25 protein-coding genes are annotated in these 26,064 nt (G+C 56.3%); 2 read left to right on the top strand and 23 right to left on the bottom strand.

The annotated features are described in order from the left end of the window. Positions 1 to 144 precede the first annotated feature (144 nt). The gene (locus AC4ED1_RS08390) at positions 145 to 942 is read left to right on the top strand and encodes a sulfite exporter TauE/SafE family protein (RefSeq protein ID WP_490937550.1); all 798 of its coding nucleotides are present in this window, start codon (positions 145 to 147) and stop codon (positions 940 to 942) included. On the opposite strand, the gene AC4ED1_RS08385 is transcribed toward AC4ED1_RS08390, so the two are convergent. The 19 genes from AC4ED1_RS08385 to AC4ED1_RS08295 form a co-directional block, all read right to left on the bottom strand. Next, positions 935 to 1,336: a M67 family metallopeptidase gene (locus tag AC4ED1_RS08385; protein ID WP_490937548.1), complete on the bottom strand. Its 402-nt coding sequence runs from the start codon at positions 1,334 to 1,336 to the stop codon at positions 935 to 937. The two genes, AC4ED1_RS08390 and AC4ED1_RS08385, sit on opposite strands and share 8 nt — an antisense overlap. Positions 1,337 to 1,352: 16 nt before the next feature. Beyond that, the gene (gene obgE, locus AC4ED1_RS08380; RefSeq protein ID WP_490937546.1) at positions 1,353 to 2,642 is read right to left on the bottom strand and encodes a GTPase ObgE; all 1,290 of its coding nucleotides are present in this window, start codon (positions 2,640 to 2,642) and stop codon (positions 1,353 to 1,355) included. A gap of 2 nt (positions 2,643 to 2,644) precedes the next feature. Then, entirely contained in the window at positions 2,645 to 3,415 is a 771-nt protein-coding gene (locus tag AC4ED1_RS08375) for a Spo0B domain-containing protein (RefSeq protein WP_490937544.1), read from the bottom strand. 82 nt (positions 3,416 to 3,497) lie between these two features. Next, positions 3,498 to 3,794 carry a 50S ribosomal protein L27 gene (gene rpmA / locus AC4ED1_RS08370; protein ID WP_490937542.1) on the bottom strand — a complete coding sequence of 99 codons (297 nt, stop codon included), beginning with the start codon at positions 3,792 to 3,794 and terminating at the stop codon, positions 3,498 to 3,500. Between the two features lie 15 nt (positions 3,795 to 3,809). Continuing rightward, complete coding sequence (locus AC4ED1_RS08365) at positions 3,810 to 4,148, bottom strand: ribosomal-processing cysteine protease Prp (RefSeq protein WP_490937540.1); 339 nt, start codon at positions 4,146 to 4,148, stop codon at positions 3,810 to 3,812. Further along, positions 4,148 to 4,459: a 50S ribosomal protein L21 gene (gene rplU / locus AC4ED1_RS08360; RefSeq protein WP_490937538.1), complete on the bottom strand. Its 312-nt coding sequence runs from the start codon at positions 4,457 to 4,459 to the stop codon at positions 4,148 to 4,150. Before rplU ends, AC4ED1_RS08365 begins: the two co-directional genes overlap by 1 nt. Positions 4,460 to 4,657: 198 nt before the next feature. Further along, the gene (gene pyrE / locus AC4ED1_RS08355; protein WP_490937536.1) at positions 4,658 to 5,311 is read right to left on the bottom strand and encodes an orotate phosphoribosyltransferase; all 654 of its coding nucleotides are present in this window, start codon (positions 5,309 to 5,311) and stop codon (positions 4,658 to 4,660) included. Between the two features lie 58 nt (positions 5,312 to 5,369). Next, positions 5,370 to 6,125: an orotidine-5'-phosphate decarboxylase gene (gene pyrF / locus AC4ED1_RS08350; RefSeq protein WP_490937534.1), complete on the bottom strand. Its 756-nt coding sequence runs from the start codon at positions 6,123 to 6,125 to the stop codon at positions 5,370 to 5,372. Further along, entirely contained in the window at positions 6,112 to 6,996 is an 885-nt protein-coding gene (locus AC4ED1_RS08345; protein ID WP_490937706.1) for a dihydroorotate dehydrogenase, read from the bottom strand. Before AC4ED1_RS08345 ends, pyrF begins: the two co-directional genes overlap by 14 nt. Positions 6,997 to 7,048: 52 nt before the next feature. After that, positions 7,049 to 7,825 (bottom strand): dihydroorotate dehydrogenase electron transfer subunit, encoded by a 777-nt coding sequence (locus AC4ED1_RS08340; RefSeq protein ID WP_490937532.1) that lies wholly within the window; start codon positions 7,823 to 7,825, stop codon positions 7,049 to 7,051. A 125-nt stretch (positions 7,826 to 7,950) separates the two neighbouring features. Further along, positions 7,951 to 11,232 (bottom strand): carbamoyl-phosphate synthase large subunit, encoded by a 3,282-nt coding sequence (gene carB, locus AC4ED1_RS08335; RefSeq protein ID WP_490937530.1) that lies wholly within the window; start codon positions 11,230 to 11,232, stop codon positions 7,951 to 7,953. A 1-nt stretch (position 11,233) separates the two neighbouring features. Next, complete coding sequence (locus tag AC4ED1_RS08330) at positions 11,234 to 12,328, bottom strand: carbamoyl phosphate synthase small subunit (RefSeq protein ID WP_490937528.1); 1,095 nt, start codon at positions 12,326 to 12,328, stop codon at positions 11,234 to 11,236. Between the two features lie 85 nt (positions 12,329 to 12,413). After that, complete coding sequence (gene pyrC, locus AC4ED1_RS08325; RefSeq protein WP_490937527.1) at positions 12,414 to 13,697, bottom strand: dihydroorotase; 1,284 nt, start codon at positions 13,695 to 13,697, stop codon at positions 12,414 to 12,416. A gap of 32 nt (positions 13,698 to 13,729) precedes the next feature. After that, positions 13,730 to 14,695, bottom strand: a complete 966-nt coding sequence (gene pyrB / locus AC4ED1_RS08320) for an aspartate carbamoyltransferase (RefSeq protein ID WP_490937525.1) — start codon at positions 14,693 to 14,695, stop codon at positions 13,730 to 13,732. A 148-nt stretch (positions 14,696 to 14,843) separates the two neighbouring features. Then, entirely contained in the window at positions 14,844 to 15,893 is a 1,050-nt protein-coding gene (locus AC4ED1_RS08315) for a solute carrier family 23 protein (protein WP_490937523.1), read from the bottom strand. Positions 15,894 to 15,978: 85 nt separating this feature from the next. Next, positions 15,979 to 16,527 (bottom strand): bifunctional pyr operon transcriptional regulator/uracil phosphoribosyltransferase PyrR, encoded by a 549-nt coding sequence (gene pyrR / locus AC4ED1_RS08310; protein WP_490937521.1) that lies wholly within the window; start codon positions 16,525 to 16,527, stop codon positions 15,979 to 15,981. 395 nt (positions 16,528 to 16,922) lie between these two features. Then, a complete protein-coding gene (locus AC4ED1_RS08305) occupies positions 16,923 to 17,876 on the bottom strand; it encodes an RluA family pseudouridine synthase (RefSeq protein WP_490937705.1) in 954 nt (317 codons plus the stop codon). Positions 17,877 to 17,884: 8 nt separating this feature from the next. Further along, positions 17,885 to 18,337 (bottom strand): signal peptidase II, encoded by a 453-nt coding sequence (gene lspA / locus AC4ED1_RS08300; RefSeq protein WP_490937519.1) that lies wholly within the window; start codon positions 18,335 to 18,337, stop codon positions 17,885 to 17,887. A 131-nt stretch (positions 18,338 to 18,468) separates the two neighbouring features. Beyond that, the gene (locus tag AC4ED1_RS08295; RefSeq protein ID WP_490937517.1) at positions 18,469 to 18,744 is read right to left on the bottom strand and encodes a late competence development ComFB family protein; all 276 of its coding nucleotides are present in this window, start codon (positions 18,742 to 18,744) and stop codon (positions 18,469 to 18,471) included. A 337-nt stretch (positions 18,745 to 19,081) separates the two neighbouring features. On the opposite strand from AC4ED1_RS08295, the gene AC4ED1_RS08290 reads away from it, so the two are divergent. Beyond that, the gene (locus tag AC4ED1_RS08290; RefSeq protein ID WP_490937515.1) at positions 19,082 to 20,785 is read left to right on the top strand and encodes a phospho-sugar mutase; all 1,704 of its coding nucleotides are present in this window, start codon (positions 19,082 to 19,084) and stop codon (positions 20,783 to 20,785) included. A gap of 400 nt (positions 20,786 to 21,185) precedes the next feature. Here AC4ED1_RS08290 and AC4ED1_RS08285 read toward each other — a convergent pair whose 3' ends face one another. The 4 genes from AC4ED1_RS08285 to AC4ED1_RS08270 are packed head-to-tail and all read right to left on the bottom strand — an operon-like array spanning position 21,186 to position 26,060. Beyond that, a complete protein-coding gene (locus AC4ED1_RS08285; protein WP_490937513.1) occupies positions 21,186 to 21,359 on the bottom strand; it encodes a hypothetical protein in 174 nt (57 codons plus the stop codon). Positions 21,360 to 21,395: 36 nt separating this feature from the next. Next, a complete protein-coding gene (gene pelG, locus AC4ED1_RS08280; protein WP_490937511.1) occupies positions 21,396 to 22,793 on the bottom strand; it encodes an exopolysaccharide Pel transporter PelG in 1,398 nt (465 codons plus the stop codon). Next, positions 22,756 to 24,225, bottom strand: coding sequence for a GT4 family glycosyltransferase PelF (gene pelF / locus AC4ED1_RS08275; protein WP_490937509.1), 1,470 nt, complete (start codon positions 24,223 to 24,225; stop codon positions 22,756 to 22,758). Before pelF ends, pelG begins: the two co-directional genes overlap by 38 nt. After that, positions 24,225 to 26,060: a DUF2194 domain-containing protein gene (locus tag AC4ED1_RS08270; protein WP_490937507.1), complete on the bottom strand. Its 1,836-nt coding sequence runs from the start codon at positions 26,058 to 26,060 to the stop codon at positions 24,225 to 24,227. The genes pelF and AC4ED1_RS08270 overlap by 1 nt, the downstream gene beginning before the upstream one ends. Between the last annotated feature and the right edge of the window lie 4 nt (positions 26,061 to 26,064).

The raw sequence follows: 26,064 nt of genomic DNA, 5'->3' as shown, positions 1-26,064 counted from the left end.
AATATTTCCTTCTTATTTTTTGAAAAATATTTCGACAAACACCGGAAAATTGGCAGGTTGCGATAAAAAATATAGCAGATACAAGCCCGGATGTGGTAAGTTAGTAAATGACTTTTATGAGTTCCCTTCGGGAGAGATGACTCTGTGGAATTTTGGGACAGCTTGTGGCTTTTTTTGATTGGCGCGTTAGCCGGTTTTGCCGGATCGATCGTCGGACTTGGCGGCGGGTTTATCATGATCCCGTTCCTGATTTACCTGTACGATTTTCAACCGCAATTGATCATCGGCACTTCCATGGCGGTGCTGTTTGTCAACTCCATCTCCAGCACCATCGCCTATTCGCGTCAAAAGAAAATCGATTATCAAAGCGGCGCCTGGTTCGCCCTGTTGATGGTGCCCGGTTCGGTGATCGGCGCCGTATTGTCGGAAGCTTTCACCAGCAAAATTTTCTATGTCGTGTTCGGTTTGTTTCTGATGTCCGTATCGATTTTTTTGCTGGTGAAACCCAACCGGCCCGTAAAAAACTTTCTGCCGCCCACTGTCACCCGGGAGTTTACCGACGCGAAAGGGGAAAAGTTCACATACTCCTATAACCGCGCGTTTGGCATGACAGTCAGTTTCGCTACCGGCTTTGTGTCTTCGCTTCTGGGAATCGGCGGCGGTTCGATCCTCGTTCCGACAATGGTTCTGCTGCTGACGTTCCCGCCGCATATCGCAACGGCGACTTCGATGTTTGCGATCATGCTGTCCGCTCTCGTGGGAACGGTTTCCCACGTGGCGCTCGGCAACGTGTTGTGGATGAAAGCTCTGTTTTTGGCTCCCGGGGCGTTTTTGGGGGGACAACTCGGAGCAAGAGTTGCCGCCAAATTGCCCGCGAAGACCCTTTTGCGGATCTTGGCCGGCACATTGATTCTTGTCGCGATCCGTTTGATTTTTAAATAATCTGTACGATTTCGAAGGGACAGCGTTCGAAACGCTGGCCTTTTTTTACGTAGAGGCAAGCTTCCGGTTGATCGGGATTTTGCAAGGCCACAATCAGCATAAAGACGTCCGGATAATAGAAATTGTCCAAGTCTTTCTGCGAAGGAACGGGGGGAGCGGACGGATGGGAATGAACGATTGCCAGAATCCGTTCGCCGGACTTGTCGAGGGTGTGCAGAAGGGAGACCCATTCCTGCGGCAATACATGAAAATGGGCCTCATCTTGCGCGACATTCCGCAGCCGCCGGTAACGGATGGCGGCAGGGAATCCGATCAACGCGCCGCATCCTTCCCGCGGGAGTTCGCTCCTCAGATGCAGGAGGATTTGGTCCCAAACATGTTGCGGAATTCGCATCGAACCACCTCCGCTCTTATTCGACAAAGTCGAATTCGAGATCCCCGATCCGGATCACCGATCCGTCAACCGCCCCTCGCTCGCGAAGCGCATCGTCGACACCCATTTGTTTCATGATGCGTTGAAACCGCTTCACCGCGTCGTATTGGTTAAAATTCGTCATTTTGACGAGTTTTTCGATCTTGGCGGAATGGACGACAAACACTTCATTGTCCCGGGTGATCGTAAACGAATCGTCATCATCTTCCAGCCGGTACACTTTCCGTTCGGCGGTGTCCGCCACCTCGTCCAATGCTGTTTCCTCCACGACCGGCAGTTCGTCCAGAAGATCGGCGATTGCGTACAGAAGCTGCCGGACTCCCTCTTTCGTGGTTCCGGATACGGGATACAGCGGGATCGCGGGGTCCAGTTTTTCCCGAAACTTCTCCAGGTTCTCCCGCGCTCCCGGCAGGTCGATTTTGTTGGCGGCGACGATCATCGGACGTGCGCCCAATTGTTCGTTATACCGCTTCAACTCCTCGTTGATAACCAGAAAGTCTTCCCACGGATCGCGCCCCTCGGTGGCCGCGATATCGACCACGTGCACGATCACCCTGGTCCGCTCGACGTGGCGCAAAAACTGGTGCCCCAGTCCGTGGCCTGTATGCGCCCCCTCGATCAACCCCGGCAAATCGGCCATTACGAAACTGCGGCCGTCCCCGACGTCGACAACTCCAAGATTGGGGGACAGCGTAGTAAAATGGTAGGCACCGACCTTCGGTTTTGCGGCGGATACCACGGACAACAAGGTGGACTTGCCGACGCTCGGAAAACCGACCAACCCGACATCGGCAATGACTTTCAGTTCCAGTTGGATCCACCGCTCTTCGCCCGGCTCGCCTTTTTCCGCAATTTCCGGCGCCTTGTTGGCCGCCGTGGCAAACCGCGTGTTCCCGCGTCCGCCCCGTCCGCCGCGTGCCACGACCAATCGCTGCCCATGCCGGATGAGATCGCCGAGAAACTCTCCCGTTTCGGCGTCAGTCACGGTGGTACCCGGCGGAACTTTCACCAACAGGTCTTCCGCATTGGCTCCGTGCTGGTTTTTCGGCTTGCCGTACTCGCCTCTAGGCGCTTTGAAATGCCGCTGGTATTTGAAATCGAGCAAGGTCCTGAGTCCCGCATCGACAACGAGCACGACATCGCCGCCTTTCCCGCCGTCTCCGCCGGCAGGACCGCCCTCCGGCACATACTTCTCGCGCCGGAAAGACACGATTCCGTTCCCGCCGTCTCCGCCTTTCACATAGATCTTCGCAGTATCGACAAACACGATCAGTTCACCTGACCTTCACATGACAAAATATAGGTTTGCCTGTCGCGGACTTGTCCCTGCAGCGTCCAACCGTTTGCCGCGAACAGTCCGATTGTCTCGTCAACATATGTATCATTCACAGAATCCCCCAAAACCTCAAGGGTTATAGCGACTGTGCCCGCCCGTTCGCTGATCTGCAGGTTCCACTCCGCTTGAATTCCATGCCGCCGTGTCAAATGTTCCCCCCTGTCCGCCAATTGCGTCAGCCTGTCCAAAAGCTCCCGCTCGTACCGGGGATTCCGGGACCTCACCGAATCGGCGAATTCCACCTTGAATAACAGCACGGGAGTCGACAAATCCCTCGCCAGCAGGCGATAGGCGAAGTGAGTATCCGGCAGATTCGACAGCACGCTGTGCCTTCGGGCATCGGCAACCAGCTTTTCAATCGGTCCCTGCAGCTTTTCGAACTTTCGCAATTGGATGTATCCTTTTACCAGCTGTACCTGATTCATGACATCATGCCGGTAAAGGGACAGCAAACGGATTATTTCTTCACGGCCCGCTTGTTCCACTCTCTCGAGATTCTGTGTCACGCGGCGTGCCAAATATCCGCCCGTCCAAAGCGCTGTCCCCAACAACGCCGCGCATGCAACGGCGACCCACCAGGACCCGTCCCCCGTGAGTATTGCGGCAAGGGCGATTCCGCAAGCAACCGCCCCCTGGATTGCCGCAGCCCGCTTGATGACTGTGCCAGACCTGCAAGCCAATCCGGAACCCTTTTGCGTTTCCATGCTTCACCCGCCCCGTATCGAATTAAAAGCAAGAAAGCCCAGCCAAAGTGCAAAGGCTGGGCCTGATCCTGTTTGTCATCCGTTACGCCTGTGCCGCTTGGTCAAGCGGATAAACGGAAACTTTTTTCTTGTCGCGGCCCATGCGCTCAAAAGCGACACGGCCTTCAATCTTGGCGAACAAAGTGTCATCTCCTCCTCTGCCAACATTGAGACCCGGATAGATCTTGGTTCCGCGTTGGCGGACGAGGATGCTGCCAGCAGTCACAATTTGACCGTCTTGACGCTTGACGCCAAGACGCTTCGCGATAGAGTCGCGACCGTTCTTGGAGCTACCTACCCCTTTTTTCGACGCAAACTGTTGAAGATTCAGCTTCAGCATGGTGTGCACCTCCTTTTAGCTGTGAACTCTGCCCGCATCTGCGACGCTTACGTGCTTTGGATATTCCGCTGCAAGAGAACGCAAGCCGTACATCATGCTTTCCAACAACAACTGCACTTGTTCCGATACGTGTCCGTCCAAAGAAGGAACCTGACATTCCACCAATCCGTCGCGGCTGACGGCGGGAAGCGCAACGCCCAACAAAGCCTCGACGCTGTTGACGCCGTTCTGAACCAGAACGGATGCCGCAGCACACACGATGTCGTTGCCTTTGTCGGCAAACGCCGCATGGCCGTGCACCCGGAACAACTCGATTCGCCCCTGCGGATCACGCTGCACTTTGACTTGAATCATCAGGTGTTGATCTTTTCGATCTGCACCTTGGTGTACGGTTGACGATGGCCTTGCTTCTTACGGGAGTTCTTCTTCGCTTTGTATTTGAAGACAATGATCTTCTTCCCTTTACCGTGGCCGACAACCTTAGCGGAAACGGACGCGCCGGCAACGGTGGGAGCGCCGATCACAACCCCGTCTTCCTTCCCAACGAGCAGAACTTTGTCAAAGTTGACAGTTTCGCCTTCAGCAGCAGCCAATTTTTCAATGAAGAGGACGTCGCCCTCCTGCACTTTGTACTGTTTGCCGCCAGTTTCAACAATCGCGTACATGCCACAAGCACCTCCTTCACTCAGACTCGCTCGTAACAAGGTACCCAGCGCCGCCTGGCGGTGAGCCGGGATTTCGGAACCCGTACCATGCGGTTGCAGTGAGCGGCGAAGTACGCCCACTACTCACCAGATCATGGTACCACAATTGATTGCTCTGTGTCAATGACATGTGACACGCAATTGACATGTGACACGCAATCACACCGAGGGCTGCCAGTTTTCCGGATCTTTGCGCCATGCCGCCAGCATGGCGATTTCTTTTTCTTTGATATACCCTTTTGCCAGCGCAATCTCCAGCAAAGTGTCGTAATCGGTGAGCGTCCGCAGCGGAATTTCCGCTTCCGCAAAGGTTCGGGCCGCTTTTTCAAAGCCGTAGGTGAAAATCGCCGCGACGCCGACCACGACTCCGCCCGCGTCCTGCACCGCTTTCGCCGCCTTGATGGAAGAGCCCCCGGTCGAAATCAAATCCTCAATCACAACCACTCGCTGACCCGCCCGGATCCGCCCCTCAATCATGTTCTCCTTGCCGTGTCCTTTCGCGCTGGAACGGATGTAGGCCATTGGCAGTGACAATTTTTGCGCCACGAAAGCGGCATGCGGGATCCCGGCCGTTGCGGTGCCCGCCACCACATCCACATGCCCCCATTCCCGGTTGATCACACCCGCAAATCCTTCCGCTATGAAATCGCGCACCTGCGGAAACGCCATCGTCAGCCGGTTGTCGCAGTAAATCGGCGATTTGATGCCCGATGTCCAGGTAAACGGATGCTGCGGCCGAAGCGTCACCGCATCGATCTGCAGCAGCATGTGGGCGATCGTTTGCGCCAGAGTCTGTTCCGCATGAATCGTCATGGTACGGCTTCCCCTCCTCATTTTGCGATCAATTCGCTGCATGCAACCCGCTACATTTTTAAGACCTGCTGATCGCGTTCGCCATCTCATCCAGGATGCGGTTCGCCGCGTCCCGCGGATCCGCCGAATGGGTGATCGGCCGCCCGACCACAAGCCGGTGGGCGCCCGCCGCCAGGGCGTCCGCCGGAGTCAGGATTCGTTTCTGATCGTTTGCCGGCGCCCACGCGGGGCGAATTCCCGGAATGACGGTGACAAAGCGGTCGCCGCAGGCTTCCCGAATCGCGGGGAGCTCCCGTCCGGACGCCACGACCCCGTCGAGTCCGGCCTGCTGCGCCAATTTCGCATAATGCACCACTGTCGCTTCCACCGTACCGGGAATGCCGATCTGTTCGTTCATCATCTGCTGGTCGGTGCTCGTCAACTGGGTGACCGCAATGACCAGCGGGGTCGGCAGGCCCAGACTTTTCGCGGCGGCTGCCGCCGCTTCCCGCGCCTGCTTCATCATTTCGACACCGCCCGCGGCATGCACGTTCAGCATGGACACGCCGAGCGACGTTGCCGAGCTTGCCGCGCCCGCGACGGTGTTCGGGATATCATGAAACTTCAGATCGAGGAATACCCGGCATCCCTCCGCATGAAGGCGTTTCACGGCGGCAGGACCGGTCTTGTAAAAAAGCTGCATGCCCACTTTGTAGCTGCGGACCGCATCCCCCAGGCGGTCGACGAGCCGCAACGCTTCGTCCAAACTGTCGTAATCGAGCGCCACGTAAAGCCGTTCCGACAGATTGGCTGCCGGCTGATCAATCGGCGGCATAAGGCAGTTCCTCCTTCCAGGCGGCCCCGATGAGTTCTTCCACCCGCGTCACATGGTGCGCCTCGCACCATGCCGCAATTCCGTCGATAATCTCGGGACAAGCGTAGGGATTGACAAAATTGGCCGTTCCGACGGCGACGGCCGACGCTCCCGCCATCAGAAACTCAACCGCGTCCTCGCCGCTCATGATCCCGCCCATCCCGATGATCGGAATGCTGACCGCCTGGGCCGTCTGATAAATCATCCGCACCGCCACCGGCTTGATCGCCGGCCCGGACAATCCGCCCGTTCCGATCCCGATCAGCGGCCTTCGCTGCTCGATATCGATGGTCATTCCGACAAGCGTATTGATCATCGACAGCGCATCCGCACCCGCTTCTTCCACCGCTTTCGCCATCGCGACGATGTCGGTGACGTTTGGCGACAACTTGACGATCAGCGGCACCGTGGAGACGGCTTTGACCTCCCGCACAAGGTCGGCGGCCACCACCGGATCGACTCCGAACTGAATCCCGCCGCATTTCACGTTCGGGCAGGAGATGTTGAGCTCCAGCGCGTCCGCGTAGCCGCTCCCGCAAAGCCTTCTGGCCGTTTCCACATAGTCGTCCACCGCCGTTCCGGCGACATTGACGATGATCGGCAGGTCGTAGCGGCGAAGGTGCGGCAGTTCCTCGGCAATGACTTTGTCCACGCCGGGGTTTTGCAATCCGATCGCGTTCAACATCCCGCCCGGCGTTTCCGCCACCCTCGGGGTCGGATTGCCAAGGCGCGGTTCCAGGGTCGTCGCTTTCACGACGATCGCCCCCAGTTTCGAGAGGTCGTACCATTCGGCCATTTCCTTGCCAAACGCAAAACAACCGGATGCCGGCATGACCGGATTTTTCAGATGGAGATCCCCGATTCGCACCGACAGGTCGACTGCCTTAGCCAAAGAAAACCACCTCCTGCGCCGGGAACACCGGCCCTTCTTTGCATACTTTGCGGTAGCCGACGGAGCCGTCCGGCAGAACCGCCTTGTGCACGCACGCGGCGCAAAGGCCGATCCCGCAGCCCATCCGCTCTTCCAGGGACAGGTAGCCTGCCACGCAGTCCCGCATCACTCGCTGCACGGCGGCCAACATCGGGGAAGGGCCGCATGCGTAGAACCGATCCGCCGTTGCAAGTCTTTCCCCGGTCAGATAATCGGTGACAAATCCCCGCAACCCCAGCGATCCGTCGTTTGTCGCCGTCAGCACTTCGCCGTAAGCGGACAGATCGTCGATCAGGATCGCCTGTTTGGCGGACTGGAAGCCGACAATCGCCGTGACCTTGATCCCTCTGGCGGCCAGTTGCCTGGCCAGCTCAAGCAGCGGCGGAACCCCGATGCCGCCGCCGATCAAAAGAGCCTGCCGGTCCCCGTCGTGGATGGGGAACCCTTTTCCCAAAGGCCCCAGGACATCCAATCCGTCGCCGGGCCGTTTTTTGGAGAGAAGACTGGTTCCTTTTCCCGAGACGCGGTAGACGACCGTCATCTGTCCCTTGTCCGGCTCCGCCAGACAGAGCGAGATCGGCCGGCGCAAAAGGTGGTCATATCCTTCCGTTACGCGGATATGAAGAAACTGTCCGGGCAGATACGCCGGAAACCGCTCTTCCGCCGCAAGCGTCATTCGCATCATGTTTTGCGCTATCTCACGCTGTTCCACAACTTTCCAACGCGCCATGTCAAACCCCTTTCCGACTCCCAGCAAAGTGACAGGAAGCCTTGCAGTTTGTTCCGGTTACTCTTGTTCCGATTCCTTGATGGGATTTCAAAATCGCCCTGCCAAGTTCGAGCCAAGACAAATTTTTACCTGTCGGCACTGTGAAGAACCGGAACATCCGGCGTTTCACCCCGAACGGAAGCCTGTCCGCGCGTAGATTTTTTCGCCATTTGGCCCAACGGTTTGGTCGCGAACTTGATCGTGCGGAGCACCTCAAGCATCGCACGCGTCGTGTCCAGTGAAGTGAGACACGGAATGCCGTGTTCCACCGCTTCCCGCCGGATTCGGAATCCGTCCCGCTGGGGTTCCTTGCCCCGGGTCAGCGTATTGATCACCATGTGCGAACGGCCGGCGCGAATCATGTCCACCAGGTTCGGCGATCCTTCGGACAGTTTCTTCACCGCTTCCACCGGAATGCCGTTTTTCTGCAGGAATTTCGCGGTGCCGCCGGTTGCCGCGATTCTGAACCCGAGTTCCGCGTAACCGCGCAGGATGTCCAGCGCTTCCCGTTTGTCCTTGTCGGCGATTGTCGCAATGATCGTGCCGGATTCCGGCATTCCGATGCCAGCCGCTAGCAGCCCTTTATAGAGCGCTTTTGCAAACGTTCTTTCCGATCCCATCACTTCGCCGGTCGATTTCATTTCAGGACCGAGCGTGACATCCACCCGGCGGAGTTTCGCGAAGGAGAAGACCGGCACTTTGACAGACACATCGGCGGCTTCCGGCCAAAGCCCGTTTTCGTATCCCATGTCCGCGAGGCGCTCTCCCAGAATAACCCGTGTCGCCACATCCACCATCGGCACTCCCGTCACTTTTGACAAGAAAGGGACGGTCCGGGAAGAACGCGGATTGACTTCCAGCACGTAGACTTCGTCGCCGTGCACCACATATTGGATGTTCAGCAATCCTTTCACGCGAAGAGCGCGGGCGATGCGGATCGTATAATCGAGAATCCGCTCTTTTGCCACCTGCGGGATCGACTGTGTCGGGTAGACGGCAATCGAATCGCCGGAGTGTACCCCCGCCCGTTCGATATGCTCCATGATTCCCGGAACCATCACCGTCTCCCCGTCGGAAATCGCGTCCACTTCGACTTCTTTGCCAACCAGGTAACGGTCGATCAGGACGGGATGTTCGTCGCTGACTTTTACGGCGTGATTCATGTAGTAGAGAAGGTCTTCTTCGTTGTAGACGATCTCCATCGCGCGTCCGCCGAGCACGTAAGACGGACGTACCACACAGGGATATCCGAGCATGCGTCCCGCTTCCACCGCCGCCTCGACGGTAAACGCCGTTTTTCCCGCCGGACGCGGGATATCCAGTTCGGACAGCAATTGATCGAACTTCTCCCGGTCTTCCGCCCGGTCGATGTCTTCCAGCGACGTTCCCAGGATCTTGACTCCCCGCTTGGCCAGCGGCGCCGCCAGGTTAATCGCCGTCTGTCCGCCGAACTGCACAATCACGCCCTCCGGACGCTCCTTCTCGATCACGTGCATCACGTCTTCGACATACAACGGTTCGAAATACAGGCGGTCGGATGTGTTGAAATCCGTGGAGACCGTTTCCGGATTGTTATTGATGATCACCGACTCGTAGCCGGCGTTTTTCAATGCCCAGACGGCGTGAACGGAGCAGTAGTCAAACTCGATGCCCTGGCCGATGCGGATCGGACCGCTGCCGAGCACCACCACTTTTTTCCGGCCGCTTTCGGCAACTTCGTCCTCTTGTTCATAGGCGGAGTAGTAATAGGGCGTTTGCGCCTCGAATTCCGCCGCGCAAGTGTCCACCATCTTATAGACCGGCCGGATTCCGAGTTCGTACCGTTGCTTCCGAACTTCCTCTTCGGAAAGTCCGGTATGGCGTGCGATCGTTTTGTCGGTCAGGCCGAACAGCTTCGCGTGGCGCAGGGTTTGCTCGTCCAGCCGGCCCCCGTCCGTTTGGCCGGCCTTCGCCAGCGATTCGCAAAACCGCACAATCCCCTCGATTTTATTGAGGAAAAACGGGTCGATCTGCGTCAGTTCGTGCAGCGTTTCCACCGAATACCCGCGTTTAAACGCTTCGGCCAACAGGAACAACCGTTCATCGTCCGCACGCATCAGCCTTTTTTCCAAAACCTCCTTGCTAAGTTCCGACGCCCCCGGCAGGTCGAGGGAATCCAGGCCGATTTCAAGCGAGCGGACCGCTTTCAGCAAAGAAGCTTCGAAGGAACGTTCGATCGCCATCACTTCGCCGGTCGCTTTCATTTGCGTCCCCAGCGCCCGTTTGGCGGAGACAAACTTGTCAAACGGCCAGCGCGGAATTTTTGTCACCACATAATCCAGCGCCGGTTCAAAACATGCGTAAGTCTGGCCGGTAACCGGGTTGACGATTTCGTCCAGAGTGTAGCCGATCGCCACTTTGGTGGCGACTTTTGCGATCGGATAGCCGGTCGCTTTCGACGCCAACGCGGAACTGCGGCTCACCCTCGGGTTGACTTCGATCACATAGTACTGGAAGGAGTGAGGATCGAGGGCGAACTGTACGTTGCATCCCCCTTCGATGCCGAGCGCGCGAATGATTTTGAGCGAGGCGGAGCGCAGCATCTGGTATTCGTGATCGGACAAGGTCTGGCTTGGCGCCACCACGATCGAATCCCCCGTATGAATGCCGACCGGGTCGATGTTTTCCATGTTGCAGACCACGATACAGTTGTCGTTGCTGTCGCGCATCACTTCATATTCGATTTCTTTGTATCCCGCGATCGAGCGCTCCACCAGCACCTGCGTGATCGGGGACAGGGTCAGGCCGAGAGTGATAATCTCCTTGTATTCCTCCCAGTTTTTCGCGATTCCGCCGCCGGTTCCGCCCAATGTATAAGCCGGCCGGACGATGATCGGAAACCCGATTTCGCGGGCGAAAGCTTCCGCTTCTTCCCATGTGGTCACAATCGCGCTTTCCGGCACCGGTTCCCCGAGTTTCTGCATTAAAGCCCGGAATTTTTCACGGTCTTCCGCTTGCTGGATGGAAGCCAGCTGGGTGCCGAGCAGCTCGACGCCCTCGATCGCCAAGACCCCTTTTTCTGCCAGTTGCACCGCCAGGTTCAGACCGGTCTGGCCGCCAAGCGTCGCCAGCAAGCCGTCAGGCCGTTCCTGCCGGATGATCTGGGCCACAAACTCGGCGGTTAACGGTTCGATATAGACACGATCGGCAATGTCCGGGTCGGTCATGATGGTCGCCGGGTTCGAGTTCACCAGGACAACCTCCAATCCCTCTTCTTTCAAGGCTTGGCAAGCCTGGGTTCCGGCGTAGTCGAACTCCGCCGCTTGTCCGATGACAATCGGCCCCGATCCGATCACGAGTATTTTTTTCAGATCTTTGCGTTTCGGCATGCTAATTCCTCCCCCCGCTCACCAGGATTCCGTGGAATTGTTCGATCATGTCCATAAACCGGTCGAACAGGTAGTCCGAATCGTCCGGACCGGGACGCGCTTCCGGATGGTATTGCACGGAAAAAGCCGGATGGATCTTATGCCGGACACCTTCCACCGTTCCGTCGTTCTGGTTGATGTGCGTCAGTTCAAGGCCCGTTCCCTCCAAGGATTCTTTGGTAACGGTGTATCCGTGATTTTGCGACGTAATGTACACGCGCCCGGTCGTCAGGTCTTTCACCGGATGGTTGGCTCCGCGGTGGCCGAATTTCAGCTTTTCCGTCTTCGCCCCGCAAGCGAGGGACAACAGTTGGTGTCCCAGACAGATGCCGAAAATCGGCACTCTGCCAAGCAGCTTCCTGACCGTATCGACGATATGCGGCAAATCGGCCGGATCTCCCGGTCCGTTTGACAGCATGATCCCGTGCGGCTGCCAGTTCAGGATTTCCTCCGCCGTCGTGTGGGCGGGCACAACCGTCACGTCGCATCCACGCATCAGCAAAGACCGGACAACTCCCGCTTTCATCCCGAAATCCATGGCGACAATTCGCGGCCCCTCGCCCGGACAGCGGTAAACGGACCCTGTTGTGACCCGCGCCACCTGATCGTTCGGAAGCGAGCCGCTGAGGATTTCTTGCAGATTTTCCAGCGGCGTTTCCAGCGTGGTCAGCACGGCCCGCATCGTTCCCTTTTCGCGAATCCGCTTGACAAGGGAACGCGTGTCGATCCCCGAGATGCCGATAATGCCGTTTTTCGCCAAATATTCGGCCAGCCGCCCCATGTTCCGCCAGTTGCTCGGGTGATCCGCCGCTTCCCGCACGACAAATCCGAACACATGCGGTTTGGCGGACTCGATATCGTCAACGTTCACTCCGTAGTTGCCGATCAGCGGATAGGTCATCGTGACAATCTGTCCGCAATAGGACGGATCCGTCAGAACTTCCTGATATCCGGTCATGCCTGTATTAAATACGATCTCTCCGAAGGATTCGCCCGTTGCGCCGAAGCCCGTTCCTTCGTAGACCGTCCCGTCTTCCAGTATCAGCCTGGCTCTCATGCCTGTGGTCCCCCTTTGCATCCGCGCTCTTGGCGGCGTCTTACTTCTGAGTGTGCCCCAACAAAGCCATCAATTGAGATTTTGTTTATGGGAGGCAGTTGTGTGTTACGTGTCCGTTGCAGAGTGTCAGCACCGGCCAGCCTTTCACTTTCCAGCCGGCAAACGGCGTGTTCCGTCCTTTGGAAGCGAACGCCGCCGGATCGATCACCCGTTCCCGCTCCAGGTCAAGAACCGTCAGGTCCGCCGGAGCGCCTTCCGCTACCCGGCCGCCCGGGAGACCGAAGATCTCGGCCGGTGCGACAGCCATTTTTTGCACCAGCTGCCGGAGCGTCAACCGCTTCGTATTCACCACCAGTTCGGTGTAAAGAAGCGGGAACGCCGTCTCCAACCCGACAAAACCGAAGGGAGCGACCTGAAACGCCCGCCGTTTCTCTTCTTCCGAATGCGGCGCGTGGTCTGTCGCGATCATGTCAATCGTCCCGTCAACCAGTCCGAGCAGACACGCAAGCCGGTCTTTCTCGGTCCTTAGCGGTGGGTTCACCTTCCAGTTTGCGTCGGTGCCATCGATCCCTTCGTCGGTCAACAGCAGATGATGGGGTGTAACCTCCGCGGTCACGCGAATGCCGCGACGTTTGGCCCAGCGGACGATATCGACCGCGCTTGCGTCCGAAATGTGGCAAACGTGCAGATGGGCTCCGGTCAATTCGGCAAGCAGAGCGTCGCGCGCCACATGCACCGATTCGGCGACCCCCGGGATTCCCGGCAGCCCTAGCCGCCGCGAAACCTCTCCTTCGTTCATGCATCCTTTGCCCGCCAGCGATTCGTCTTCCGCGTGGATGACAATCGGCAGCCCCAGTTCCTTCGCCCGCTCCATCGCGGCCCGCATCAGTCCCGCGTTTTGCACGCCGATCCCGTCATCCGTAAAACCGATGGCGCCGGCCGCTTTTAAAGCTTCCATGTCGGTCAGCTCTTCCCCGCGTTCTCCCCGCGTGATCGCCGCATAGGGCAAGACCCGGCAAGATCCCTTTTTTTCCGCCGTATCGTAGATGTACCGCATCAATTCGGGCGTATCCAAAACCGGACGGGTGTTGGGCATGCAGGCGACGGTGGTGAAACCTCCTTTGGCCGCCGCCCGCGTCCCGCTTTCAATCGTTTCTTTATATTCAAGCCCGGGATCGCGCAGATGCACGTGCATGTCGATAAATCCGGGGACAATCACACCGCCGTTCAGGTCGATCGCTTGGCGGTCCGCCGTTTCGATCCGTTCCGCGATTTGGGTGATTTTATCCCCTTCCACGAGAATTTCCCGCGCAACAAGTTCTCCCGTTTCAAGGTCCAACAACTTTCCGTTTCTCAATACGATTCCCATTGCGTTTCCTCCTGTCCCCGCTTTTGCATCCGTTATCCGACAAACCGGTCATGCGGTTCCCGTTTCGTTGTCTTGCCGATTCCTTTTCCGACCGCTTGCGCCAGCAGCGCCATTCTGACATACACTCCGTTTTCCGCTTGCCGGAAATAAGCGGCGCGCGGATCGCCGTCACAATCGGGCGTGATCTCTCCCGCCCGCGGGAGCGGATGCATCACAATGCTGTTTTGTTTCATGCGGCCGAGCAATTCCCGGTCCACAATGTAACGTCCCGCGGCTTTGACGTATTCCTCGTGCGACGGGAAACGTTCTTTTTGCACGCGCGTCTGATAGAGGACATCGACCCGTTCCGCGACGTGCCGGAGATTGGATTCCTCGTAGTAACGGACCCCTTTTTCGTCCAGATAGTCTTTCACCGCCCGCGGAATCGGGGTATTGTCGGGAGCGGTGAACCAGATCGTCACGTCGCGAAAATTCGCCAGCACATAAGCGAGGGAGTGGACCGTCCGTCCGTAGGTAAGATCCCCCACCATCGCAATCGAGATACCGTCGATTCCGCCCAGCTCTTTGCGAATCGTATAGAGATCGAGCAATGCCTGGGTCGGATGTTCGCCCGCACCGTCGCCCGCGTTCAGAATCGGGACGCTTGCGACTGCCGCCGCTCTGGCCGCCGCGCCAATCTCATAGTGTCGTATGACGATAACATCGGCATAGGAAGAGATCACCCGGATGGAATCTTCCAGCGTCTCGCCTTTAATCGCGGAAGAGAATTGCGATGCGTTTTCGGTGGAGATCACATGACCGCCGAGCCGCGTCATCGCCGACTCGAACGAAAAACGGGTCCGCGTGCTCGGTTCGAAAAACAGCGACGCCATAACTTTGCCCGCCAACAAGCGGCTACCGCCGCTGCGCGCCACCTGCTCCATCCCTTCCGCAGCCTGCAAAATCGCTTCCAACTGTTCCCGATCAAACTGTTTGGCACCTAGAATATGACGCTCCATCGCGAGTCCTCCTTTTGACCAAAAAAAGCTCCTGTCCGGAAGGCAGAAGCCATGCGCACCCCGGATACGGATACGGCACAGCGCACGCATCTGGGGCGTTTACGCACCTTACCTGCCTCACGGGACCGGTTTCAAGGCACTTATTCCATTATGGGGCAGTTTCTTCCTTCAGATCCGGCAGGATCAGATTTAACAGGATTCCGACAAAGGTGGCAAGCGCCATGCTCTCAATCGACAGGCTGCCGATGTGGAGCACCATGCCGCCGACTCCCACCACCATGATCACGCTTGAGATGATCAGATTGCGCTTGCTGCTGTAATCGATGCCGGATTCCACCAGCATCCTCAGACCGGCGGAGGCGATAATGCCAAACAGCAGAATCGTAATGCCTCCCATCACCGCCACCGGAATCGTCGCGATCAGCGCGTTCAGTTTGCCGATAAAGGCAAACAGAATCGCGAATACGGCCGCACCGCCGATCACCCAGACCGAGTATACCCGCGTAATCGCCATCACCCCGATATTTTCCCCGTACGTGGTGGTCGGAGGCCCGCCGATCAAGCCCGCCAGCGCGGTTGCAACGCCGTCTCCCAGCAGGGAACGGTGCAGCCCCGGCTTTTCCATCAGGTTGCGTCCGACGATATTCTCCGTGACCAGCAAGTGGCCGATATGTTCCGCAATCGTAACCAGCGCGACAGGCGCGATGACCCAGACCGCCATCCAGGACGGTTTCGGAGTGGTGAATTCCGGAACCGCAAACCAGGAAGCTTCCCACACTTTGGTGTAATCGACAACCCCCATCAGCGCGGCGAATGCGTAACCGCCGACGATTCCGATCAACACCGGTATCACGCCGAGAAACCCGCGGAAAAATGCGGACGCCGCGATCGCAATCCCGAGTGCCACAAACGCCACAAGCAGATTTTCACTCGCCATCTTCACCGCCGTGCCCGCCAAGCCGAGCCCGATCACAATCACAATCGAACCGAGATAGCCCGGAATTTGCCTTTTTGTCAAAAAGATGTACAGCAGTGTGCCGATGCCGCTCGACAACAAAGCGACAGCCGGGTTCAGCCCGGTCAGGAAAGGAACCAGAACAGTCGCTCCAAACATCGCGAACAGATGCTGCAGGGAAAGCGGCAGACCCTGCAGAACCGGCAGTTTTTCTTGTACGTCAATCACCCGTTGCTGTGCCATGATTTCTCCTCCCACTTCTCCCGCCTTTGTTCCTTCAAACCTTGCATTCCGCAAAGTCTTGCGTCCCGTCATGCTTTGCGTTTGGCTATGATTTGTGTTCCATGATGACGACCTTGTCCACCCCGTCGATTTCTTTCATTTGCACGGCGACCGCTTCGCTTTGCGAAGTCGGCACGTTTTTTCCCACATAATCGGGGCGGATCGGCAGTTCGCGGTGTCCCCGGTCAATCAGGACCGCCAACTGAATCAGCTTGGGGCGTCCGAGATCGATCAGCGCGTCGAGCGCGGCCCGGACGGTCCGCCCCGTGTACAGCACATCGTCTACCAGCACGACTTTCTTGTCTTTGATCGGGAACGGAATCTCATGTCCCTGGAGTTGCGGTTGCTCCCCTTTTTCCTTTAAATCGTCCCGGTATAACGTGATGTCGATGGGTCCGACCGGAACCTGCGAGCCTTCAATGGAACCGATCCGTTCGGCCAATCGTTTCGCCAGATAGATGCCGCGCGTTTTGATACCGATCAGCACGATGTCTTCGATGCCTTTGTTTTTTTCCACAATTTCGTGGGCGATTCGGGTCAACGCGCGGCGGATGGCCGGCTCGTCCAGAAGCTGCGTTTTGACAATCGCTCCCATTCGATCTCACTCCCTTACGAACAGTGTAGACATAGAGAAGTTCCAGTATCCTGAAAGTATGGAAAGCTTCCAAATAAACGAAAAAAAGCTTCTCGCCCCAGTCGGACAAGAAGCTCTATCGCCATACGAAATCCTGCGATATTCAGATGCGCAGACCCATTCGATTCCGGCGTGCCGAGTGCCGCACCTGCTCCGCTTTCCTTACCGACCTCACGGGATCAGTTTAAAGGAACTCATATGATTGTCTTCAAAAGAATATCAGAAACTTTGCATACCGGTCAAGCGGGTCTTCTCGCATGTCAGTCAAGATAAAAAGAGAACCTTCCGTCTCTCCCCATACATGCAAATGCTCTCTGAAACGCGAATACGTCACCCGTCACCTTCACCCTGCTTTTCTAGATCAAATCCTGCCGCAATGCAGCGATCAGCCTGGTCATATCAGGCGGAATCCCGCTGCTGAACTCCATGTATTCACCTGTGCGGGGATGATTGAACCCCAATACTTGGGCATGCAACGCCTGCCCGTCGATGTTTAGGGTCCGTTTCGGCCCGTAGATCGGATCGCCTGCCAGCGGATGCCCGATGAATTCCATATGGACGCGGATCTGGTGGGTTCGCCCCGTTTCCAGTTTGCACTCAAGCAGCGTGTAGGCCTTAAACCTTTCCAAGACGGCAAAATGGGTCACCGCATGCCGACCGCCGGTTTTTACAACCGCCATCTTCAAACGATGCACCGGATGCCGGCCGATCGGCGCATCGATCGTCCCCAGGTCGTGGTTGACGACGCCGTGCACGATCGCAATGTACTTGCGGGTAACCGTGTGCGCCTTCAACTGCCCAGCCAGACTCAAATGCGCATTGTCGTTCTTCGCGGCCATGATCAAACCGGAAGTGTCTTTGTCAATCCGGTGCACGATGCCCGGACGGAGCACCCCGTTAATTCCCGACAAATCCTTGCAGTGGTACAACAGGGCGTTGACCAGTGTCCCCTTCATATGGCCGGCTCCCGGATGGACCACCATCCCCCGCGGTTTGTTCACCACAATCACATCACGGTCTTCATGCACGATCTCCAGCGGGATGTTTTCCGGCTCCACTTCCGTCGGTTCCGGCTCCGGCAAGGTCAGGAACACTTCGTCGCCGGCCCGCAGTTTGTAATTGGGCTTTACCTGTTTGTTATGTACCAAAACAGACCCGTTTTCAATCAAAATCTGCAATTGCGACCGCGACAATTCGGCTACCCGTTCCGCCAAAAACCGGTCGATCCGCTCCCCCGCCTCGTCCTCTCCGATCAGGAAACTTTCGGTTTCGGGAAGATCCTGATCCTCCAATTCCTGCTGTATCCGCATATGATCGCTCATCCCCTGCTCACCCGCTCGCGCCTGTACTCTTTCCAGGTGTCCAACAAAATCAGGCCAACAGCGATCACAATCGCCGAATCGGCGACATTGAAAATCGGGTAATGGATCACCCGCACATCCAGGAAATCCACCACTTCCCCGTACAGCACACGGTCAATCAGATTGCCGACCGCACCGCCCAGCAACAAGGGAAGCGCGGCCTTCACAAGACCGCTTTTGACGCGGCGTGCCAGTAAAGCCACGCCGGCAATGACGGCGATCGTGATAAGAACGAATAACCAGCGCTGCCCCGCAAGGATTCCCCATGCCGCCCCGGGGTTCCGGTGCGAGGTAATCCGCAGAAAATCCCCAAACACCGGGATGGATTCTCCGACTTGCATATTCGTTTTGACCAGATATTTTGTCGCCTGGTCGACGGCTACCACAAGGGCGGCCCATACGTACAACACGATTGTCACCCTCTAACCAAACCTATGCTCCAAACGCAAGCGTGCCAATTGTAGCACACTTGGCAAAGGGTGACAACTTGGCAAAACACTCTGTTGGCAAAACGCTCATGACAAAACGGCAAGCAAATCGTCTAATTGGACGACCCGTGTCTCGGATTTCCTTCGACAATCGCGGCCGCTTGCGTCAGTTCCCGCATGACGTCCATATGAAGCTGCTGGTCAAGATACATTGTCTTGATATGAACTTCGCCGATATGGCTGGAAACGTATTTGCTGGGCAGATGATTCAAAGTCAGGGCGAGAATGTCCTCTTTGCATTGGGCGCAGTCGCATTTCAGCGGGTAACTTTTTTGAAATTCCTCAAAGCAGCCTTTGACGATCGATTCCATTGCATTGACCAGAGCCAATGGTTCCTCTCCTCCTACAGTTTTTTACAGAATCCGCAATCCGGCAAACGCAACGGACGGACGAGCATTCCGCCGATCAATCACTTCCCTTGAATAATCTATCCTGAATAATCTAATTGATTTATTCCCATGAGAAAAGGAAATTCTTGCATATAAAAAACGCCGGTAACGGGCTGCGTCCATGCTCCAACGTATGCGGCCATGGCATCAGGACACGCGGGATTGGAGCAATCCCGGATATAGGAGTGGATTCCTCCCGCATGATCCGATATAAGTAGTATAATAAAGGAGTCTTTTTCCTCATAAATTTTTAGGGTATTGAACAGGAGTGTCTGGCATGAACGACTACCGACTTCTCCATCGACGCTGGTCGGAACACGCGGATTTGGATCCGGCCTTGAAACAAGAATTGCAAAACGTATCCGACGAAGCGGAAATCGAAGACCGGTTTTACCGGTATCTCGAATTTGGCACCGGCGGCCTGCGCGGGGTGATCGGGGCCGGCACCAACCGCATGAATATCTATACCGTCCGGCGGGCGACGGAAGGACTGGCTCGCTATCTGTCAAAAAATGTGCCGGACGCCAGGCGAAAAGGGGTGGTGATCGCCTACGATTCCCGCCGCATGTCACCCGAGTTTGCTGCGGAAGCCGCAGGTGTATTGGCCAACAACGGCATACCGGCCTATCTCTTCCAGGAACTGCGTCCGACGCCGATGCTTTCCTTTGCCGTCCGGCATCTGCAAGCTGCGGCGGGGATTGTCGTAACCGCAAGCCACAATCCGCCCGAATACAACGGATACAAAGTGTACGGCACGGACGGTGGGCAGATTCCGCCGCTTGTCGCCGATCGAATTTTGGCGGAAATCGACAGTGTCGAAAACGAGTTGCTCGTTCGTTCCTTGAGCAAAGAGGAGGGCATTGCGAAGGGGCTTATCCGGATACTCGGCGAAGAGATCGACCGGGAATACGTCAACCATGTGCTGTCTCTGTCCTTGCGGCCGGACGTTGTCAAACAGGCGGCCGCCGATTTTCATGTCGTATTTACTCCACTTCACGGAACCGGCAACAAACCGGTGCGACAGGTACTGGAAAAACTGGGCTTCCCGAAGGTTCACGTCGTCCGCGAACAGGAATTGCCCGACCCCGACTTTCCCACCGTCGCTTCGCCCAATCCCGAGGAGCGGGCAGCATTCGAACTCGCATTAAAATTGGCTGAGCGCGTCAATGCCGACATTGTCCTCGGCACCGATCCGGACGCGGACCGGGTAGGCATCGTAACCAAAGACGGCAGCGGGGAGTATGTCGTGCTCAACGGCAATCAAACCGGTGCCTTGCTCCTGCAATACATCCTGGAGCAGCGCAAAGCGACCGGCAAACTTCCGGGCAACGGCGTGGTGCTGAAAACGATCGTCACCTCGGAACTCGGCCGGGCGATAGCGGACGCTTACAATGTGGCGACTGTCGACACGTTGACCGGGTTCAAATTCATCGGCGAGAAGATTGAAGAATACGCGAGATCCGGCCAATACACGTTTTTGTTTGGCTATGAAGAAAGTTACGGCTATTTGATCGGCGACTTCGTGCGCGACAAAGACGCCGTGCAAACCGCCATGATGTGCTGCGAAATGGCCGCTTTTTACAAATCGAAAGGCCTGACCCTGGACGACGTACTCCAGCAAATCTACCGCACGTATGGTTATTACCTGGAAGATCTGTCGTCTTTCACCTTTAAAGGCAAGCAAGGACTTGAGAAGATCAACCGGATGATGGACGATTTGCGAAACAATCCGCTGTCCCGTGTCGGAAACCTTCACATCAGAGAGTCGAACGACTACCTTCTGGGGATCGGCGGCCTGCCGAAGGCGAACGTCTTAAAATATATCCTTGAAGACGACAGCTGGGTTGCCATTCGCCCGTCAGGGACGGAGCCGAAGATCAAGTTTTATTTTAGCGCCGTCGACAAAAGCCGCGAAGCGGCGGCAGCAAAATTGGACATGTTGAAATCGTTTGTGTTGGATTTGGTCAACCGGTCACCGTGAACAGGTTGTCACGTTACAGTTCATACCCGGTAACCAGCCCGCTTTCCGTTTCATCGATACCAGTTTGTACCCAGACTCCGTCGTTTTGGAGAGCTTTCCTCTCTTGATCGGGCAAGCTTCAGGGTCAAAAAAAACCGAGGAACCGGAATAAGCAGGCTCCTTAGAAGACATCCGCCTGCAAAAAATCAAAAACTTGGTTCAATGAAACCTGCAGCCACGTAATCTTCAAACTCTGCACGAGGACAGCCGGACGTCAAATCTTTGAGGTGCAGGTGGACAAACTGCTTAACGCAGACTGGTGATCTCAGGAATTTGCCGGAAGTAATCAAAATAGAGTTTGTCCCGCTAACGGGAGAAGTCAAACGGATGCTTGTTCAAGTTGATGATCCGCTCATCCCTGTCATAGACGCGCCGGTTTTCCGCCAGCTTCGGGACGTAACTGGGCGGGTTTTGCGGCAAGGAAGACGGCCCGTTTGCCGTTTGCGGCCACTTGCTCTCTTCCGCCGATGGGCATTCCGACTGTCGCGACCAGGAAGATGCAATCCAGTTTTTTATAGAAAAGTGTCCCTCTCAAATTCTCTTCCCCCAAATGGCACACGACTTGGGTGTCTCACGATGATGAGTCCTGCGCAAACAGCGGCTGGGCGCTAAATGTGGCGTAGTGCAAGCGCCGCACAAGGTGAATCAGCCGTCCCAACGCGATCGCCAGTATGGGAAACGACGCGGCGAACAGTGACAATCCCTGATATTGCTCGTCCCGCAAAAGCCAGGACGACACAATATTGGCCGCCAGGAAGACCGCCGAGATGACCAAGACTCCTTTGCGGTCGTCGAAATACAGCAAAAGCATGAGAGCGATGTTCGCCATGACGTTTACGTAGAACGAGATAACCAGAATGTTGTAGGTGTCAATCATCTTCATCGTAAATCCGATGTATGGCAAAAAACGGATGCCGCAGGCGACGGCGGCCAGTGAGAAGGCCAACTGAACCCTCATCAGTTTGGCCAGCTCCCCGATCATTACCTTTTCCAGTTCACCGCGAACGCGATCGAGTTCGAGAATCGTCCCCTGTCCCAAGACCAAGTCGTAATACCGGCGGAATCTCGAATAAAACGCCGTTTCCACGCCAACCACAAACCATACCAACGTCGGGAGAACGGACAAGACCGCGTAGAAGACAGCGACATCGTACTCTACCGTCAGCCGGAACGTGCCATACAGCCATTCACCGTGAAAAATCCACTGGGCAAATTGGTGTTCACACATCGATGCCGCGATAAGAAAACCGATGGCAAACAGCGAGGGGTAACGGCGCAGATCCTTGCGAAAATCGCCGACGGAAGCGGGAAAGGGGAGGCGGAAAAACCGCTCGATCGTCCACAGCAGAAGAGCGGCGGTGACAAAAAAACCGAGAGTTATTCCGAACAACAGTCCCGCGGCGGTGACGTTGACGCCGGTAACATGGAGGTTGAGCAAGACAGCCGCAATCGCAAGCGCCATTCCCCCCGCAAAAGCGGCGGACACGCGACGGTAGGCCTTCATGGCGGATACGTACACCACTGCAACCCAGATGACGTTCAATTCCATGTAGAGCACAAGTACAGCGACCTTCTCGGCCCGCCCCAGCGGCGCAAATAGGGCAAACACGAAAGCGGGCACGCAGGCGCAAATCAAGGTCCACCGAAGGCATCCGTAGAATGTCGGTAGCAGCGCATCGTACTGCTTCTCCTGCAGTTGGTCCGAGGCAACCCTGGTTAGCAGCATGGAAAAGGGGCTTGTGACGATGAACGAAAACACAAACGAGTATGTGACTCCCGCCTGGAACAGTTGGCGCGTTGGAAACGGAACATGATGGGTGAGAAGCAGCCAGTGGGTGAGCGCGACCCCCAACATGCAGCTGAGCATGGGGCCGACCGTAACAAACGAAGCAAACGAAATGGCCTGAAGGCGGCTGATCAAACCTTCCCGCTCAAACAGGCGCTTTAATTGGAATCCGATGCCGGCCATCATCCGTTCCCCCTTTCTTGCCCCATGTTAGATAGAGCGATTCGTAACGGGAGACAAACAGTTCGTGCGCATAAGCGCTGAGGACCCGCATTCTCCCGTTTATTCCCATCTCCTCGCGCATCCGTTCATCCTGACACAGCGAAACGATCGCTCGAGCTATCTCTTTGTGGTTCAAAACCGGAACGATCACCCCCGCCCGGCCGCTGGTCTCTTCCGCTTCGTTGCCGTATAGCAGTTCGCGGCAGCTACCGACATCGGTTGCCACGACCGGTTTGCCGGCGGCCATCGCTTCCAGCACGGCCAGCGGCTGTCCCTCGCTGATGCTGGTCAAGACGATCACATCCATACGCCCGATCCACTGTTTCACGTTAACGCTGCCCGTGAACGTGAGGTCTTCCAGTTGGAGCAAGTCCACAAGATCTTTGCATTCACGGTAGTATTCGGGATCTTCATCGTACGGTCCCATGATGGTAAAGGTCGCTTCTGGGATTTCCCGCTTGACCAAAGCGAAACTTTGGATCATCGTCTTAATGTCCTTGATCGGCACAACCCGGACAATCGCACCGATGTTCACTCGCTTGTCACCCGGTTCTTTGCCGGGTAAGTCGGTATACTCGTCCGCTTTGACACCGTTGGGGATGATTATGATTTTTGATTTGGGGCATCCCAGTTCGATTTCGATTTCCCGGTTCCGGTTAAACAGGGTGATCACCTGGTCGGCGTAATGGTACGCGCATCGGGACAACCCGTAAAAGTAGCGAATCCACAAGTCCTTAAAATACCCTTTAACCCAATCCGCTTTGATGATCTCTTCTTCCCGCTCTCGGAAGTAAATCCCGTGTTCCGTCAAGAGCATCGGTCGCCCATACAAGTGCTTCGCGAGACTGGCGACCATCCCGGCGTATCCGGTGGAGACCGCATGGTAAACGTCCGCTTCCGGCAAGGGCTGGCGGAGGAGTTGTAGCAGGGGAAGGAGCATCGAGCGGACGGTCCAGAACAGTTCACGGAACGGCAGCCCCTCGTACCTCTCCCGGCTCAGTCCGCTCAACAGGTCAAAATAGTCGCGGCTCATCAAAAACTCCGTGGTTGACTGCCATCGGGAGTGGCGGACCAACCGGAACAGCGTGTCCCAGTCGGTTTCGCTTTCGTAAGCGATCAGCGCTTGCAACGCGCGCCGTTCTTCCTTGCTGAGCGAATAGGAGCGCCCCCACCTCCCTTTCTCTTGAACAAACCCGTTGAGAAACACTTCCCGCACTTCCGTGACATTGGGGGGCAGTTTGTACTTGAATTGTCCTTGAAGCCGTTTCTCTGCCCCAATGGCGAAAATGGTAAATTCATGCTGTGGCATCGATCCGATCAGGGAGTGAATCCAACTGGAGACACCGCCGGTGATGTACGGATACGATCCTTCGGCAACCATGCATATCTTCATTATCTCTTCACCCAATCAATTGAAAAGATTTCACGATCCGCTCTCACCAGATAGGCGTTTTGATCGATTAGCCGAACGTCGCAATTGTCCGTGCGCACGATTTTCTTGTCCGTCCGGAGCAAGAAGTACAAAGGACCGGAGAACCTGTTCACGTATCCATTCAATCCGTCCGGGCGTCGTTCAAAGAACGGCTGGCCCACCGCCCAACGTTCCACCTCAGCGCTCGCCTCTGCGGCTGTCATGGCACGCAACCAACCGTACCGGTCCTCGACAAGCCGGAGATACTCCTCAAAATCCTCGTACAGTTCCCGCCAACTCATGTTGTGGCTTCTCTTCGGGTCGATCACGTCGTCGGGATGGACAAAATGGGAAAACACGCCCACCGTCGTGACAGCATTAACCGCTATCCACTTTTCGAACGGTCCAATCCAGTATCCGTACGTCAAGCGGGGGAGTTCCACCACTCCGTCCGATCCGACCCCGTATTCCTGTACATACGCCAAGTTTCTGCCATCTTCCATGTACAGAGACGAAACGTTGCGGAGGTCTGGCATGGCTTGCTTCAGAGATCGGCGCCCCTCTTCACTTAGAACGTTGGAAGGTGGAACGTACGTTTGTAGCGGATAGTCCGGATACACCGAACGGATGAACGACTGCGCAGCACGCAGCGATTCCGTCATGTTGTCGGTGCCTGCCCACGGATTGTAGCCAAAGGTACGGGACACGTGCGGAACGGAGGTGAGGGATTGGTGGTTGTACCCGTGAACGGCTATTTCCCCGCCGTTTCTTATCAACTCCCGCCCGTAAATCACCAGATTGGTGGCATCCGCTTCTTCTTTCCAGTCGAACGGAGGGACAACCCGATCGCTGTAGGTGACGATAAGCGCTCCTGTATACTTGAAATCGTAGGTATGCGCCAGACGGACCATGTCCGGCCACCAAACTTTTTTGAAAAATTGCGGAAGGGTCAGTTGATAATCCTGATAAATGCGGGGGTTTGTCCCTCCTGGAAACGGGGCCGGAAAGTCATCGATGTACATCAACTTTACGCCCAGTACCGGATAGATATAATCCGGGATCAAGAGTCCCAACGATCCGGCAATGATCCCCCGGCTTATCTTCTCCTGAAGAACAGTACCGTTGAAGACGAAAAACGTTCCCTTTCCATAAGGCGCCTCCCACAACAAGGGCAGGCCTTCCCCGGCTGTGGCGTGGACACGGCAGGTTTCGGCAAGTTTGACCGGCAAGACGGTATTGTACAGGCTGGGATCACTGAAAGAGTCGTTTGTACACCCCAACAGCACATTGGTACGGAACTGGATCTCGGTCGCGCCCACCCGATCGCCAGCTTCGAGGATGCCGAGCCTGCGGTAGATTTGGTAGAACGCTTTATTGCTGTTGAGGCCGGCGGCAATAAACACGCGTCCTCCCCGGTTGACGTAGCTGTTAAGCCATTCCGTCTCAACCAGCGGGGTTAAGTCGGACAAGGCAACGATCACCGCGTCCGGTTTGGCTCCCTCTGGGGTATGTTGGCCAACCGCAATGCTCTGGAACTCTTTTTTCATTCCCTTCAGAACTTGTTCCACGTTCTGTTTCACCTTGATGCTAAACCGATCATTCGCGTCAAACAGAACGAGGAACCACTCCGGGTTGATTCGTTTCATCTCCAGCGGGGACAATGCATCTCGACTCGGCGTTGCGGAGGGCCTGTTCTCCTCTCCAAAGTAGCCCCAACGCATCACGACATCCGAGCGGAAGAACTGCATCAGCAAGGTGAGCAGCAGCACAATCAGAAGCGTAACGGCCAGATGTCGCAACTCTTTCGATCGCAGCATCATT

It is taken from the genome of Effusibacillus sp. SKA8 (genome assembly GCF_058273125.1).
Note: the sequence above shows the minus strand (reverse complement) of the source record. Positions and strands in the feature narration are given on the sequence as shown.